General features: G+C 46.7%; 12 protein-coding genes. 10 read left to right on the forward strand and 2 right to left on the reverse strand.

The annotated features are described in order from the left end of the window. Positions 1-98 precede the first annotated feature (98 nt). The 5 genes from AOA56_RS08710 to AOA56_RS08730 all read left to right on the forward strand — a co-directional run bounded on the left by AOA56_RS08710 (position 99) and on the right by AOA56_RS08730 (position 7,300). A complete protein-coding gene (locus AOA56_RS08710; protein ID WP_053769474.1) occupies positions 99-3,563 on the forward strand; it encodes a DNA polymerase III subunit alpha in 3,465 nt (1,154 codons plus the stop codon). Between the two features lie 109 nt (positions 3,564-3,672). After that, on the forward strand, positions 3,673-4,647 hold the full coding sequence (pfkA, locus tag AOA56_RS08715) for a 6-phosphofructokinase (protein ID WP_024733633.1): 975 nt from the start codon (positions 3,673-3,675) through the stop codon (positions 4,645-4,647). Between the two features lie 159 nt (positions 4,648-4,806). After that, a complete protein-coding gene (gene murI, locus AOA56_RS08720; RefSeq protein WP_024733632.1) occupies positions 4,807-5,673 on the forward strand; it encodes a glutamate racemase in 867 nt (288 codons plus the stop codon). A 42-nt stretch (positions 5,674-5,715) separates the two neighbouring features. Further along, the gene (locus AOA56_RS08725) at positions 5,716-6,228 is read left to right on the forward strand and encodes a YwiB family protein (protein WP_024733631.1); all 513 of its coding nucleotides are present in this window, start codon (positions 5,716-5,718) and stop codon (positions 6,226-6,228) included. Positions 6,229-6,268: 40 nt separating this feature from the next. Continuing rightward, positions 6,269-7,300, forward strand: a complete 1,032-nt coding sequence (locus AOA56_RS08730; RefSeq protein WP_330376466.1) for a PHP domain-containing protein — start codon at positions 6,269-6,271, stop codon at positions 7,298-7,300. A gap of 91 nt (positions 7,301-7,391) precedes the next feature. Here the strand turns inward: AOA56_RS08730 and AOA56_RS08735 are convergent, their stop codons facing one another. Beyond that, positions 7,392-7,877, reverse strand: a complete 486-nt coding sequence (locus tag AOA56_RS08735; RefSeq protein WP_024733629.1) for a hypothetical protein — start codon at positions 7,875-7,877, stop codon at positions 7,392-7,394. A 199-nt stretch (positions 7,878-8,076) separates the two neighbouring features. Between AOA56_RS08735 and cls the strand changes: the two genes are divergently transcribed. From cls to AOA56_RS08760, 5 genes are all read left to right on the forward strand, one after another. Next, complete coding sequence (gene cls, locus AOA56_RS08740) at positions 8,077-9,552, forward strand: cardiolipin synthase (RefSeq protein WP_330376467.1); 1,476 nt, start codon at positions 8,077-8,079, stop codon at positions 9,550-9,552. 129 nt (positions 9,553-9,681) lie between these two features. Next, positions 9,682-10,749 carry a trigger factor gene (gene tig / locus AOA56_RS08745; protein ID WP_053769475.1) on the forward strand — a complete coding sequence of 356 codons (1,068 nt, stop codon included), beginning with the start codon at positions 9,682-9,684 and terminating at the stop codon, positions 10,747-10,749. A gap of 310 nt (positions 10,750-11,059) precedes the next feature. Continuing rightward, complete coding sequence (locus tag AOA56_RS08750; protein WP_147323251.1) at positions 11,060-12,589, forward strand: YARHG domain-containing protein; 1,530 nt, start codon at positions 11,060-11,062, stop codon at positions 12,587-12,589. A gap of 61 nt (positions 12,590-12,650) precedes the next feature. Beyond that, positions 12,651-13,484 carry an N-acetylmuramoyl-L-alanine amidase gene (locus AOA56_RS08755; protein WP_024733625.1) on the forward strand — a complete coding sequence of 278 codons (834 nt, stop codon included), beginning with the start codon at positions 12,651-12,653 and terminating at the stop codon, positions 13,482-13,484. Between the two features lie 48 nt (positions 13,485-13,532). After that, a complete protein-coding gene (locus tag AOA56_RS08760) occupies positions 13,533-14,225 on the forward strand; it encodes a hypothetical protein (RefSeq protein WP_024733624.1) in 693 nt (230 codons plus the stop codon). A 115-nt stretch (positions 14,226-14,340) separates the two neighbouring features. Here AOA56_RS08760 and AOA56_RS08765 read toward each other — a convergent pair whose 3' ends face one another. Further along, positions 14,341-15,621 carry an HlyC/CorC family transporter gene (locus tag AOA56_RS08765; RefSeq protein ID WP_024733623.1) on the reverse strand — a complete coding sequence of 427 codons (1,281 nt, stop codon included), beginning with the start codon at positions 15,619-15,621 and terminating at the stop codon, positions 14,341-14,343. Positions 15,622-15,668: the final 47 nt, after the last annotated feature.

Raw genomic sequence — 15,668 nt, forward strand, 5'->3', positions numbered from 1 at the left:
TATCATAATCTTGCTGAATTCCTTACAGAATTCTTTTTGTCTCCTGTTTCCGGTGCTTCTTTTTTCTGCTATAATAATACCGGAAAAGGAGGAAAACAATGAGTTTTGTACATTTGCATGTTCATACAGAATATAGTTTGCTGGATGGTTCCAATAAGATCAAAGAGTACGTGGCAAGGGTCAAAGAGCTTGGCATGGACAGTGCCGCCATTACAGACCACGGCGTCATGTACGGAGTGATCGATTTTTATAAAGAAGCAAAAAAGGCAGGGATCAATCCGATCCTGGGGTGCGAGGTTTATGTGGCGCCGGGATCCCGGTTTGACCGGGAGACCGGACACAGTGAAGATCGTTACTATCACCTTGTTTTGTTGGCCGAAAATGAAGAGGGCTACCACAATCTGATGAAGATTGTGTCCAGGGGATTTACCGAGGGGTACTATTATAAGCCACGTGTGGACAAGGAGATCCTCAGACAGTACAGCGGCGGGCTGATTGCGCTGAGTGCCTGTCTTGCCGGGGAAGTACAGAAGAATCTGGTACGGGGACTCTACGAAGAGGCAAAGCAGGCGGCCTACGAATACCAGGATATTTTTGGGAAAGGGAATTTCTTCCTTGAATTGCAGGATCACGGTATAAGTGAGCAGCAGACGGCGAATCAGGGGCTTTTGCGTCTTGCAAAGGAGACGGGGATTGAGCTGGTGGCGACCAACGACTGCCACTATACGTATGCGGAGGATGAAAAGCCGCACGATATTCTGCTCTGTCTTCAGACAGGGAAGAAGCTCTCCGATGAGAACCGGATGCGTTATGAGGGCGGGCAGTACTATGTCAAGAGCGAAGATGAGATGCGGGGGCTGTTTCCGTATGCTTTGCAGGCGCTTGAGAATACTCAGAAGATTGCTGATCGATGCCATGTGGAAATCGAGTTCGGTGTGACAAAGCTTCCGAGATACGATGTGCCGGACGGCTATACATCCTGGGAATATTTGCAGAAGCTTTGCTTTGACGGATTAAAGGAACGGTATCCAGGAAGTCCGCAAGAGCTCGTAGACCGACTTGGTTATGAGCTGGAGACAATCCGCACCATGGGGTATGTGGACTACTTCCTGATTGTATGGGATTTTATCAAATACGCCAGAGACCACGAGATTATGGTGGGGCCGGGGCGTGGATCCGCGGCGGGCAGTATTGTGGCATACTGCCTGGGAATCACGAATATTGATCCGATCCGTTACAACCTGCTTTTTGAGAGGTTCCTGAATCCGGAGCGAGTAACGATGCCTGATATTGACGTGGATTTTTGTTTCGAGAGGCGGCAGGAAGTCATCGATTACGTTACAAGAAAATACGGCCCCGATCGAGTAGTGCAGATCGTCACTTTCGGTACTCTGGCGGCCCGTGGTGTGATCCGGGATGTGGGGCGCGTGATGGATCTTCCGTATGCTTTTGTAGACGGGATCGCCAAGATGATTCCGACGGAGCTGAATATCACGCTGGACCGGGCGCTTACGATGAACCCGGAGCTGAAGAAAGTTTACGAGACGGATGAGCAGGTGAAAGAGCTTATTGATATGAGTAAGCGTCTGGAGGGTCTGCCAAGACATACATCCATGCACGCGGCCGGAGTTGTCATCAGTCAGAAATCCATCGATGAGTACGTGCCGCTTTCCCTTGGGTCGGACAATTCTCCGGTTACTCAGTTTACTATGACGACGCTGGAAGAGCTGGGACTTCTGAAAATGGATTTCCTGGGATTGCGGACACTGACTGTTATTCAGAATGCCGCGCGGCTGGCGGAGGACAGTACGGGGAAACCTCTCGACATGGCGAAGATAGACTACGACGACAAGGCGGTTTTCGACTCCCTGTGCAGCGGACGCACGGACGGGGTGTTCCAGTTGGAAAGTGCCGGGATGAAGAGCTTTATGAAGGAATTAAAGCCAAGGAATCTGGAGGATGTGATTGCGGGGATTTCACTCTACCGTCCGGGGCCGATGGATTTCATTCCCCAGTATGTGAAGGGGAAGAACCATCCGGATCAGATTGTGTATGATTGCCCGCAGTTAAAGCCGATTTTGGAGCCGACCTACGGATGTATCGTGTATCAGGAGCAGGTCATGCAGATCGTGCGGGATCTGGCAGGATATACACTTGGAAGAAGTGACATTCTAAGAAGAGCCATGTCCAAGAAAAAAGGCGACGTCATGGAACGGGAGCGCCAGAATTTTGTCTATGGAAATCCGGAAGAAGGGGTGCCGGGGTGTCTGGCTTGTGGGATTGATGAAAAGACGGCCAATAAGATTTACGATGAGATGATCGATTTTGCCAAATACGCATTTAACAAATCCCATGCGGCGGCTTATGCGGTTGTTTCCTACCAGACCGCATGGCTGAAATACTACTATCCTGTGGAATTTATGGCGGCGTTGATGACTTCGGTAATCGACAATCCGGGAAAGGTGGCGGAATATATCTATTCCTGTAAAGAAATGGGTATAAAACTGCTTCCTCCAGACATAAATAAAGGATACGGAAACTTTTCTGTAGATGATGGCAGCATCCGCTATGGACTTGCGGCGATCAAAAGTATTGGAAAACCAGTAATTGATGATATCATTGCTGAGCGGGAGCGAAACGGGCTGTTCCAGAATCTCCGGGATTTTGCGGAGCGTATGTCCGGAAAGGATATTAATAAGAGGACGATTGAAAACTTTATCAAGTCTGGGGCATTTGACTGTTTTGACGGGACAAGAAAACAGCACATGATGGTCTATATCCAGATTCTGGATCAGCTCAGCCAGGAGAAGAAATATTCGATGGCAGGCCAGATGAGTCTGTTTGACATTGTGGATGATGAGCAGAAGAAGGAGTTTGATATCCGGCTTCCGGAAGTGGGAGAATACGAGAAGGAGACAAAGCTGGCCTTTGAAAAAGAAGTGCTGGGTGTTTATGTCAGCGGTCATCCTCTGGAGGAGTATGAGGACAGATGGAAGAAATCTATCACAGCAACGACCCATGACTTCCAGTACGATGACGAGACAGGGCACACCAAAGTGCGGGACGGAGCCAAGGAAACCATTGGGGGTATGATTACAGCCCGCACGATCAAATACACAAAGAACAATAAGGTGATGGCGTTTATCACGATTGAGGATCTTCTTGGGACTGTGGAGGTCGTCATCTTCCCACGGGACTATGAGAGGAACCAGCAGTATTTGGAAGTGGACAGGAAAGTCTTTGTAAGGGGGCGGGTGTCCGAGGAGGACGAAAGCGCCAGCAAGATGATCTGCGAGACGATTATTCCGTTCGAACAGACGGAAAGCGAGCTCTGGATCCAGTATCCAGATAAAGCATCTTTTCTCCAGGAAGAGCAGCTTCTTTATTCCATGCTCCATATGAGCGAGGGTGAACAGAAAGTGTTTATCTATTGTCAGGCAGAGCATGCCGTAAAGCAGCTCCCGGCAGGACGAAATGTAGAAATTTCTGAGGAACTCCTTGGCAGATTGACGAACTATTTTGGCAAAGAGCGGCTAAAAGTAGTCGAAAAGTCGAAGATATAGGAAAGATATTGAAAAACGAAATTAAATAGTTTAGTATATTACATGGTTAGAATATTCACAAAAAAGGCACATTCAGGGATCAGGGAACGACCTAATGGAGGTAGGAATCATGGCAAAAGAAATCAGAACAATTGGTGTTTTAACAAGCGGTGGAGATGCACCGGGAATGAACGCGGCGATCCGTGCGGTTGTAAGAACAGCGCTTGGGAATGAATTGAAAGTACGGGGGATCCGAAGAGGATATTCAGGACTTTTGAATGAAGATATTATTGATATGACTGCACGGGATGTTTCTGATACAATTCAGCGTGGAGGAACGATTCTTCAGACCGCAAGATGTCAGGAGATGTGCACAGAGGAAGGACAGCAGAGAGCAGCGGCGATTTGTAAAAAATATGAGATTGACGGGTTGATTGTGATTGGCGGAGATGGTTCTTTCAAGGGAGCCAGAGCGTTGTCCAATCTTGGCGTCAACACAATCGGTATTCCGGGGACGATTGATTTGGATATTGCGTGTACTGAGTATACGATCGGATTTGATACGGCAGTCAATACAGCGATGGAAGCGATCGACAAGGTACGTGATACGTCCACATCCCACGAGCGCTGCAGTATCGTGGAGGTTATGGGACGTGACGCCGGTTATCTTGCGTTGTGGTGCGGAATTGCCAATGGGGCGGAGAGAATTCTGCTTCCAGAGGAGCATGATTATAATGTAGATAAGATTATAGAGGACATCCGGTTAAACAGAAAGCGTGGAAAGAAGCACTACATCATTATTAATGCAGAAGGTGTAGGAAATTCCGTTCAGATCGCAAAGACCATCGAGGAGGCTACCGGCATGGAGACGAGAGCAACGATTCTCGGACACATGCAGCGAGGGGGAAGCCCAACGGCAAAAGACCGTGTTTACGCATCTATCATGGGAGCAAAGGCAGTGGATCTTCTTGTTGAAGGAAAGACAAACCGTGTTGTGGGCTATAAGCATGGCGAGTATGTAGACTTTGACATTGATGAAGCGCTGAACATGGAAAAAGGGATTCCGCAGTACCAGTATGATATTGCGAAAGAACTTGCGCTTTAATTACGAAAGATACAAAAAAGCAGGGAATTTCCCTGCTTTTTTGCTACCCATATCTGTAAGGGGATTACAGGTGGTTTTGCCCCAGAAGGATTTCTACTTGAAAAGCAAAAAGAGAAATTGTACAATGATAAGACAGAAGGTAAAAAGGAGACAGGAATTGTGAATATCAATAAAAAGACGGATCCGATCGGCGTATTTGATTCCGGGGTGGGAGGATTGACGGTTACACGGGAGATTATGCGGCAGCTTCCGAATGAAAATATGGTATATTTTGGGGACACAGCCAGGGTCCCTTATGGAAGTAAATCAAAAGACAATATTATCCGATACAGCCGGCAGATCATCCGGTTTCTCCAGACAAAGCAGGTGAAAGCGATTGTCATTGCCTGCAATACGGCGAGCGCGCTGGCGTTGGATGTGGTCAAAGAGGAGACGGATATTCCGGTGATGGGCGTGATTGCCCCAGGTGCGGCGGCAGCCGTGCGTGTCACCAGAAATCAGAAGATCGGCGTGATTGGAACGGAGGCAACCATTCGAAGCCACATGTATTCTAAAGTAATGGAGGAGATGATGCCAGGGGTGGAGGTAATTGGTAAGCCATGCCCGCTTTTTGTCCCGATCGTGGAAGAGGGATTTGCCAAGCACCATATTGCGGAGGAAGTCATTGATTACTATCTGGCATCAATGAAGGAATCGGATATCGATACGATGATTTTGGGATGTACCCATTATCCACTTCTGCGCTCACGGATTATGAAGTATTTGGGGGATGGAATCGAGCTTGTAAATCCCGCGTACGAGACAGCTATGGAGCTGCGTAAGCTTTTAAAAGGAATGGATCTGTTAAACGAAGGAGGAAGCCGCGGCAAAGAAACAAAAGGGGAGGAACAGAAAGGTCCTGCATGCGCAAACGGCTCTTACGAGTTCTATGTGAGCGATACGGCGGACAAGTTCAAGCAGTTTGCCAATTCCATCCTTCCTTATGATATCCGCACGACACAGCGAATCAATATCGAAGAATATTAAAATAAAATCAGAATACGATGTAGAGGACGGCAGGAACTGGATATGGAAAGAGAAATATTACTGGGAATTACAGGAACACAGTGGGAGATGTTGGATGATGGAGGACAGGGACCGAAAGATGCTGAGGCAGTGGAAATGCTTACTTCTGCTGATTATTTCTTTAAAAATGGAAAGCATTATTTCGTGTATGAAGAGGCGTCTGAAAGCGGCAGAAAATCTGGGAAAAGTAAGATCAAAATCACAGGAGACCGAAGTGTAGAGATTATGAAAGCGGGAGAGATGCGAGGGAGCCTTTTTTTTGAGAAAGATAAGCGCACTCTTTCCTGCTATGAGACGCCGTACGGACAACTTCATTTTGGAGTGTGGACGACGGGAATTGATCTGGATGTAAAAGAAGATGAGATTTTTGCGGAAATTCGTTATCGGATGGAAATGGAGGATCATCCGATGGCAGACTGTTGTGTAAAAATACACGCCTGTACTAAAGGTGAAAAATCCGCTCAGATGGTAAAAGCGATGATGGAGCGCCAAAAGAAGGAATTGTCTGAGGAATGAGAAGCTTCGGGATTCATTTAGAGTATATGGAGGAAAACATATGAAAGAGGCAAAAATGACGGAAAAAGAACTTGACTGTCTGACGATACCGGGATTTTCCAAAGATGGGAACTGGTATAAAGGCAATCTTCACAGCCATACCATTCATTCAGACGGTCATTTGACGCCGGAAGAGGCAGTAAACATATACAAAAAACACGGTTACCATTTTCTTTGTTTTTCCGAACATGATCTGTATACCGATTACCGCTCCCAATTTGACTGCGAAGATTTTATTATTTTGCCGGGAATGGAGGCGTCCGCGGTTTTATTTGAGTCGAAATCCTCTCCTTTTGGGAAAAAGGTACACCATATCCATGGGATTCTCGGTACGGAAGAGATGCAGAAGCAAGCGGCTCTCCCGTTATACAACCATATGGAAGGCCACGCTGTCAGAAAATATTATGGAGAGTGGGACGGTGCGGGTGTAGCTCAGGAGCTTGCGGATGAGATGACTTCCAGAGGACTGATCGCTACATATAATCACCCGGTCTGGTCCAGAGTGCGAGAGGAAGAATTCATTCATACGAGAGGAATCTGGGCGTTGGAAATCTATAATTACGGTACAGAGAATGAAAGTGCGACCGGATATGATGAGGCCAGGTGGGATGTGATGTTAAGAGAAGGAAAACAGATTTTCGCGTTTGCCTCGGATGACAATCACAACAACGAAGAGGTGGAAGACACGTTTGGGGGCTATATTGTCGTGAAAGCACCTAAGCTTTCCCACGAGGAGATCGTGAAAAATATGCTGGCCGGAAATTATTATTCTTCCTCGGGGCCGGAGATCTATGACTGGGGCATCAGAAACGGTCAGGCGTACATAAAGTGCAGCGCTGTAAGGCGAATAGACTTTATTACGGGGAATCGTATCAATGACGGGAGGTCTATTTTAAGCAAATCTTTGGAGGAGACGATTCAAACAGCAGCCTATCTGCTGAAAGGGCACGAAACTTATGTGCGTGCTGTCTGTACGGATCGATACGGAAGAAAGGCATGGAGTAATCCGATTTTTTTGGATGGATGGCAGTAAAGAATATAAGAATTGAAAAATCGCCAGAACCGACATGTGCCGGAACTGGCGATTTTTAATGAGCATCCTTTTCGTGCTCTCCTTACGGTTTTTATTTCTTTTTTGATTTGGAAGCATTCTCCATTGCGGCTTTCTTTGCGGATTCCTTCGCTCTTGCGAGAAATCCTTTTTTCTTCTTCGGCGCCTCAAGAGGACCTCTCACGCCTCTGACTGCTGTGATGTAGATACCGCTTACAGTTGCTTTGACTTCCTTTTTTACAGGAATCAGCGGAAATACTTTGTCATCACACATGAACGTCATAATCTTCGGTCCGACTTTTGCCTTTACGACATAAACTTTGGATCGGCGTAAATATTTTGGCGTGCTTTCCAGTACAATAGAAGGGAAACCAGCCTCTTTGAGTTTCATGCGTCCCTTGTCTATGACAAGTATGGAAACGGTCTGTGCCATAGCGTCGATCTTTTCCTGCTGTTCTTGCTGCTTTTTCTGGGCGCGCTTGCCAAGAAAATAAAGAACAATCAGAGCTACAACCAGAATAACAAGAATCACGAGTGATACGATAAAAAACGGACTCATCTGAATAACTCTCCTCCAATCTTTTGTTACACATGTTGTATTGTAGCATTGTTTCCAAGGAAGCGCAAGTGGTTTAAAGGCAGTTTTCCGGGAGTTTGCGTCTTCGCTTGCGGCTGAATGGTTACGGTACTTTTTGGGTGGGTTGCATCTTTTTTTTCGTACAAGTATAATAGGGGCAGGAAACGAGGTGAGAAAGCATATGGAAATGTTATGGGATATTACAAAAGCATTGTTTCTATGGATTTTGGATAATCTCGTCTTCATCAACATTATTCTGTCCATCCTGATTATTTTCTTTCAGCGGAGAAATCCGACGGCAGTCTGGACCTGGCTTCTGGTTCTCTATTTCATTCCGATCGTCGGTTTCCTTCTCTATTTGGTAGTAGGCCAGGACTACAGAAAGAGCAGGATGTTTAAGATGAAAGAGATCGAAGACGAAATCAAATATGCGGTAAGAAGGCAGGAGGAATCCATTTACAGGAGGAAGCTGAGGCTGAAAACGCCCGAGATGGAGCGGTTTCAGAGTTTGATCCTTTATAATCTGAATACGGCCGAAGCCGTGTTGACGGACAATAATGATATCCGGATTTTTACAGACGGTCGGGAGAAATTCGATGCCCTCATGGAAGAGATGAAAGGCGCAAAAAATTATATTCATCTGCAATATTACATTATTCGAGACGATGAGCTTTGGAAGGAAATCGAGGAGATACTGTTAAAAAAGGCGGCAGAGGGCGTGGAAGTAAGGGTACTCTTTGACAGTATGGGATGCCGGAAAATGCGGGAAAAGTCATGGAGACGGCTGGAAAAAGGCGGCGTGGAGGTGGCCGAGTTTTTTCCGGCGTTTCTGGGACAGTTCCAGTTTCGGGTCAACTACCGTAATCACAGGAAGATAGCGGTCATCGACGGCAGAGTCGGTTTTGTGGGTGGTTTTAATATCGGAAGAGAGTACATCGGACTGGACACGAAAAAGTTCGGATACTGGAGAGATACCCATCTTTGCATCGAGGGATCCGCTGTGACTTCCCTGGCAGTCCGATTCGTTCTGGACTGGAACTATGCGGCTAAGGAGAATCTCTTTCTGGAGGACCGGCTGTTTGAGATTCCGGAGTACGAACGGGATGGAAGATCTCTTGTTCAGATTGTATCCAGCGGCCCGGACTCCAAATATGACAGTGTCCGTGATAACTATTTGAAAATGATTCAAATGGCAGAACATCATATTTATTTGCAGACGCCGTATTTCATTCCGGATCAGGCAATCTTGGACTCTCTCAAAATCGCAGCAAAGTCCGGCGTTGATGTCCGCATTATGATCCCTTGCAAGCCGGATCATCCGTTTGTTTACTGGGCCACTTACTCTTATCTCGGAGAGATGGCGGCTGCTGGCGCAAAATGCTACACATATCAGAATGGCTTTCTCCATGCCAAGACATTGACGATCGATGGACTTGTTAGCTGCGTCGGTACGGCCAACATGGATATCCGAAGTTTTCAGCTCAACTTTGAAGTCAATGCCACAATCTACAGCGAACGGACCTCACAGAAACTTAGAGACGCCTTTGAAAATGATATGCTGCATTGCCAGGAAGTGACAGAAGAAAGCTATCGGCAAAGAGGCCTTTCCATAAGAATCCGGGAACAGATCTCCCGGCTGTTCTCTCCGCTTTTGTAGTTTTCATTGGCGGGGAGACGGGAACGAAACGAAAGAGATGGATGCACGTCAGGTCGGAGAGATGCCTTGTCAAAAGAGTGGAAGTATGATATAAATGGTAGGAGATAACAGCAAAGGAGACCGGGGAGAATGAGGAATAGAAAAAGCGCTCTGATTGCCGGAGTGTGTACAATGGTGTCTGTATTCTGGCTGGCAGGATGCGGACCGAAAGAGATTGAAAATGAATATGTCAAAATTAATCGATATACAGGGCTTGAAGTGAATGAAATAACGGAAAGCAAGGTGACTGACGAGACGGTAGATTCTCAGATGGAGCAGATCCGCGGGAATTATGCGACGTACAAAGAGATCATAGACCGTCCGGCTCAGAAAGGAGATAGGGTAACGATTGATTATTCTGGAAAGGTGGATGGGGTTGCCTTTGATGGGGGTACGGCATCCGCACAGCAACTGGAATTAGGAGCGGGCGGATATATTGATGGATTCGAAGATGGAATTGTAGGACATTCGGCCGGAGAGACTTTTGATATTAATACGACGTTCCCAGATCCATATCAGAATAATCCGGACCTGTCGGGAAAGGATGCGGTCTTTACAATCACGCTTTCTAAAATCGAGGAAGTCACTCTTCCGGAAATGAATGATGAGTTTGTAACTATGGTAAAGGGAGAGGATACGACTGTTGAGCAGTATACGAAAGAGATACGCGGGACACTGGAGAGTCAGGCTGTAGTTCAGAACCAATCCGATAAAAAGTCGGTGATCATGGACGAGTTGATGAAACATGTGGAACTGCTTAAGTATCCGAAGAACAAGGTCCAGAAATATAAAGACCAAATGACTGAGCAGTATCAGCAGATTGCGACATCCCTAAATATGGAGTTTGCGGATTTTTTGGAGCAGTATATGGGAATGGACGAGGATACTTTTAAGGAGGAGCTGGATTCGCAGATCAAAGAGTATGTCAAACAGCAGGAAGTGCTGGATCTGATCGCGAAGGAAGAAAAGATCACTGTTTCAGAGAATGAGATCAGCGAGTGGCTGGATGAGAACGCACAGGCGCAGCAGATGACAGTGGATGATCTGAAAAGTCAGTATTCAGAGGACGAGATAAAGGATCAGGCGCTGGCGAACAAAGTGATTTCCTGGTTGTGGGACAAGGCCGAGGTGACAAAGAGCGATTCAGCTAAAGAATAAAGAGATCAGAAAAGGGCACGGTAGTTTTCCAGGGGAAAATTGTCGTGTTTTTTCTGTTTATAGATAGAAGATCCTTCTGGCATCTTGGCATCCGCATGGAAATTCATTGGCTTCAAAGGGAAAATCAGAGTGGAAAAGGATGAAAATCACAAGAATCTGTTGCGTAAAGTGGGGAAACATATGATAATATGAAGTGAGGAGATGAATTATTCCATGGGCTTTCGGAGTCAGGTAGAGTGGTTTGACCGGATTACCGGAGGCACAGGAAATGGCTGAAGAACAATGCATGGAAAGTTGAGTGGGAGCAGATATGAAAGAAAGTTTAAAGTTGGCAGTGGAGCTGGCCAAGAGAGGCGAAAGCGAGGGAATCGGTACGGTCTACCGGGAAACCTGTGCGGATGTCTATTTCCGGGCCAGACTGATGATGGGAAACCGGGGTGAGGCAAGAGAGCTGGTTCGTCAAGTCTATCTCGTTGTATTCCGGACGATCAGCACTCTGCAGGATACGACGAAGATGGAGAGATGGCTCTATACAGTTCTTTATAAGCTTGGTGAACGGGAATGTCGTAAGAAGGGGATCATTCTGGAAGATGAGAAGACGGCTCCATCCTGGGAAGGACAGGAGGCACCGGAGACGCCGGCAGAGCGTCAGCAGATTGTCCGGATTTTAAAGTCCAGTTACAAGCAGATTGGAACAGCGGGACGGCTTGTCTGTCTGGCGCATTACTACGAGGGATGGAGCATGGAAGAGCTTTCCCGCCTATGGAAATGTCCGGTCGAAAAGCTGCGGGGAATCCTGGAGTACGCGAGAATTGAGCTGGGACTCATGTGTACACAGGCAGGATACCTGCATGTGGATATTTCCTTTGATATGATGGTTCTCATGTTTGAGCTTTTGAGAGAAGACGCGGAAGAAGAGATCCGACAGGCCAGACTGGGAAAGATCTATGAGGATCTGGTAGAAAAGCTCGAGATGGAGGACGGGGATGAGCCGGCCGAGGAGAAATCCTTCTTTCGAAAATGGTTCGTGATGATTATTGTTGCGGCAGTCGTCCTCATCGGGCTTGCGGCGGTGGGCGGCAATTACCTTGGCAAGATGGTGACGAGTAGGGAACATGAGCAGGAGGAAGAGCAGGTAGAAAGAGAGGAGAAGAAGGAGTCCTCCTGGAGTCTGAAAAACTATAAAGGAGCATGGTGTGACGAGGCGAATGTGGAGTCGGAAGTGATGTCCACAGACGGCATGTGTGAAGTCAAGATTAAGAGCGCGGCGGATCAGAGAGTCGTCTTTGATATCAGAAAAACCTACGGAAACGATGAGGATTATGTGTTCCGGGGAGCAAACGATGTGACGGGAGTCGTAACGGATAAGATAGCTTCTTTTACTTTTTCCGATGAATACAGTAACCGGATGGAAGGGACGATTGAGTTCCAGGACGAGGCATTAAAAGTAGTGGTTAAGAGAGCGTCCGGCGGGCAGTCTGAGGGGCTGACGGCTGAGATGGACTGCACGATGAAGAAAGATCCGTATTCCGATACGAGAACGAAGCCGCAGAAGGAAGAGGAGCATGAGGACTACATCTTCCCGGAAAGCGATAAACGACTTCTGACAGAGAGAGATTTTGAAGGTAAAACAAAAGAGGAGCTTCGGTTTGGAAGAAATGAGATTTTCGCGAGGCATGGGAGAATTTTCGAGACAGAAGATCTGAACGCATGGTTTTCATCGAAAGAATGGTACAGACCAAAATATACTGCAAATGAATTTTCGCAATATGTGCAGCTCAATCAGTATGAGAGACAAAACACCAATCTGATTATGGCTCAGGAGAAAAGAGCGGATTAGGAATGAACTTAGGACAGGACTCCTGCATATGTATGTAAAAACGACATATGCAGGAGCTTTTATGGCAGTTTCTATTATGCTGGATGCCGGACATGGGGGAAGAGATCCGGGAGCGGTTTACAAAGGAAGACAGGAAAAAGACGATACACTTCGGATGGTACTGGCAATTGGAGAAATTCTGGAGAACAGAGGGATTGATGTACAGTATACAAGAACCACAGATATTTATGAGACTCCATACCAAAAAGCAATGGAAGCGAATGAGGCCGGGGTGGACTATTTCGTTTCCATACACCGCAATTCGTATCCGATTGACAATGCGGTATCCGGAGTAGAGAGTCTGGTGTATGATCTTTCGGGTATCAAATACGAGATGGCGGAAGATATCAATGACCAGTTGGAGACGATCGGTTTCAGGAATCTGGGTGTGAAAGCCAGACCGAATCTGGTGGTGCTCAAGCGGACAAAGATGCCGGCAGTCCTAGTAGAGCTTGGGTTTATCAATTCCGACACGGATAATCAGCTCTTTGATGAAAATTTTGACGCCATAGCCCTGGCGATCGCCGAAGGAATTCTTGATACACTGATGCAAAATCCTGTTGTTGACATGGACAGCGTCCCGGATGTCATGCCGGAGCTGACTCCGGAAGTGGAACCGGAAGAAGAAGAGGCACCGCCGCGTTATCACATTCAGGTTGGAGCCTTTAGAAATATGGAAAATGCCGAACGGCTGAAAGAAGAACTTCTGGCAGATGAGTTTCCGGCCTTTGTCAACCGCATCGGCCCATATTATAAGGTTCTGGTGGGGCAGTTTACATCTGTTGACAATGCTGCAAGCACAGAACAGGCGCTGCGAAGAGCGGGATACCAGACGGTGGTCATTTCGGGAGACTGATCCCGTAAGAACCCGATACAGGAATGAAAAAGAAAAGGAGAAATACAGATGGCAGACAGACTGGAATTTCAGGGAAAACTTGGATGGATTCTGGAGGAAGCAAAGGAGCATGCTAACAGGATCCAGAAAGAAGAAATCGAAAGATATTTTGAGAATGATGATTTAAGTGACGAACAGATGGAGCTTGTATACGACTACCTTTTGTCTCAGAAGGTAGCCGTATCAGGATACGAAAGAAAGCATGGAAGAGTCTATGCGGCGGAAGAAAAAGAAAGTACCCTGACGCAGGAAGAACAGACGTACCTACAGAACTACGAGAGAGAGCTTCAGACGCGAGTCGGCGCAGAACAGGGAAGTTTTCTGCCATTTTTGGAACGTGTGCTGGAAATTGCAAAAGAGCTTCACGACGGAAGCGTCTTTCTGGGCGATCTGGTTCAGGAAGGAAATGTCAGCCTGATGCTTGCGCTTAAGGAGTCAGGAGAGGAAGAGAAGATTCTGAACGCGGTTCGTGAGGGAATCGAGGCATTCCAGGAGGAGCAGCGGGACGTCCATGTCCGTGACCGCAAGATGGTGGAAAAGGTGGACGAGCTGGATGGACAGATCAAAAAGCTGAAAGAGGAGATGGGGCGCAAGATTACCCTGGAGGAACTTGCGCTCTATACAGACAGAAGCGAGGAGGAACTCCGTTCGGTATTAAAACTGGCCGGTGAGGAAGTAGTGGATGCCAACGAAGAGGGTTAAATCATTACCGGAAGTGCGAAAGCTGCATTTGGGAATTGGCAATATAAAAAGGAGAACCGGATGCGCCGGTTCTCCTAAGTGCGTTTTAACAGAAACGCATGGAGGTTTTAGCAACTTAATTCTCTTCCTTATCCGGGTGTACCCAGTCTGGAGGAAGGTAAACATGTACACTTTCAATACGATTTTTATCCAGTTTTTCTACAACTAAACGGACCCCGTCCGATGTTGTAACTTCGTCGCCTTCTGAAGGGAGTCGATCTAGCTTTTCAATGATAAAGCCGCCCAGCGAATCGTAATCATCAGATTCCATTTGAAGTCCCAGCTCATCATTTAAATCGTCCAGATTGGTGGAACCTTCCACGATATACTCATTAGTGCCAAGCTCTCTGACGTCATCTTCTTCATCCTCATCATACTCATCGTGGATTTCCCCGACGATCTCCTCCAAAATATCTTCCAATGTAATAAGCCCCGCCGTTTCACCATACTCATCGAGAACAATGGCAATATTAAATTTAGCTTCTCTCATCTCTACGAGAAGCTCGGAGATGTTTTTGTACTCGTAGGTAAAGTAAGCGTCGCGCAAAATATCACGGATATGAAATTCCTTCGTGTTGTCATATAACAGAAGATCTTTCATATTAATAGTACCAACCACATTATCCGTTGTGTCTTCGTAGATCGGAAGACGGGTGAATTTATCTTCCCGGAAGATATTAATCAGTTCGTCGTAGGTGCTGTTGATATCCGCAAAGGTCACATGTACTCTTGGCACCATGACGTCCTTTGCCTTGGCGTCTCCTAGATCAAAGACGTTGTAAATCATTTCCTTTTCCTCGGATTCGATCACACCGTCTTCGTGGCTTACATCCACGATAGTCCGAAGTTCGGACTCTGTCATTGTACGGCTCTGAGCGCTGGGATCAATGTGAAGCAACGCCAGAACTCCCCTGGAAAGAAGGTTGATCAAAAAGATCAGCGGAGTCATAATCCGGGTGAATGTCTTGATGATCGGAGAATAAATCAGAGAGACTTTTTCCGGATAAAGGGTAGCCGTCGTCTTCGGTGTGATTTCCCCGAAGAGGAGAATCAGGATTGTAATTGCGGCATTGGCAATGACGATAGCAGAGCCGCCGAATTTGTAAGCAATACTGGTCGTAAGGGATGATGCGGAAAGATTGACAACATTATTCCCGATCAGAATAGCAGTTAACATTTGGGAGGAATGTTCGGAAAGCCAGAGTACCATCTTGGCACGTTTATTCCCCTCGTCCGCAAGAGAACGCATGCGGATCTTGTTCGCCATCGTAAGGGAAGTTTCCGCGGAAGAAAAGAATGCGGAAAGTGCTAATAAACATATGAGAATCACAATTTGTATGACTGTTGACGAGTCCAATGAAAAGTTCACTCCTTTTGATAAATATAATAAATGATACTGCTTTC

Origin of the sequence: Sellimonas intestinalis, from assembly GCF_001280875.1 — a bacterium.
In the GTDB taxonomy this organism is placed as follows: domain Bacteria; phylum Bacillota; class Clostridia; order Lachnospirales; family Lachnospiraceae; genus Sellimonas; species Sellimonas intestinalis.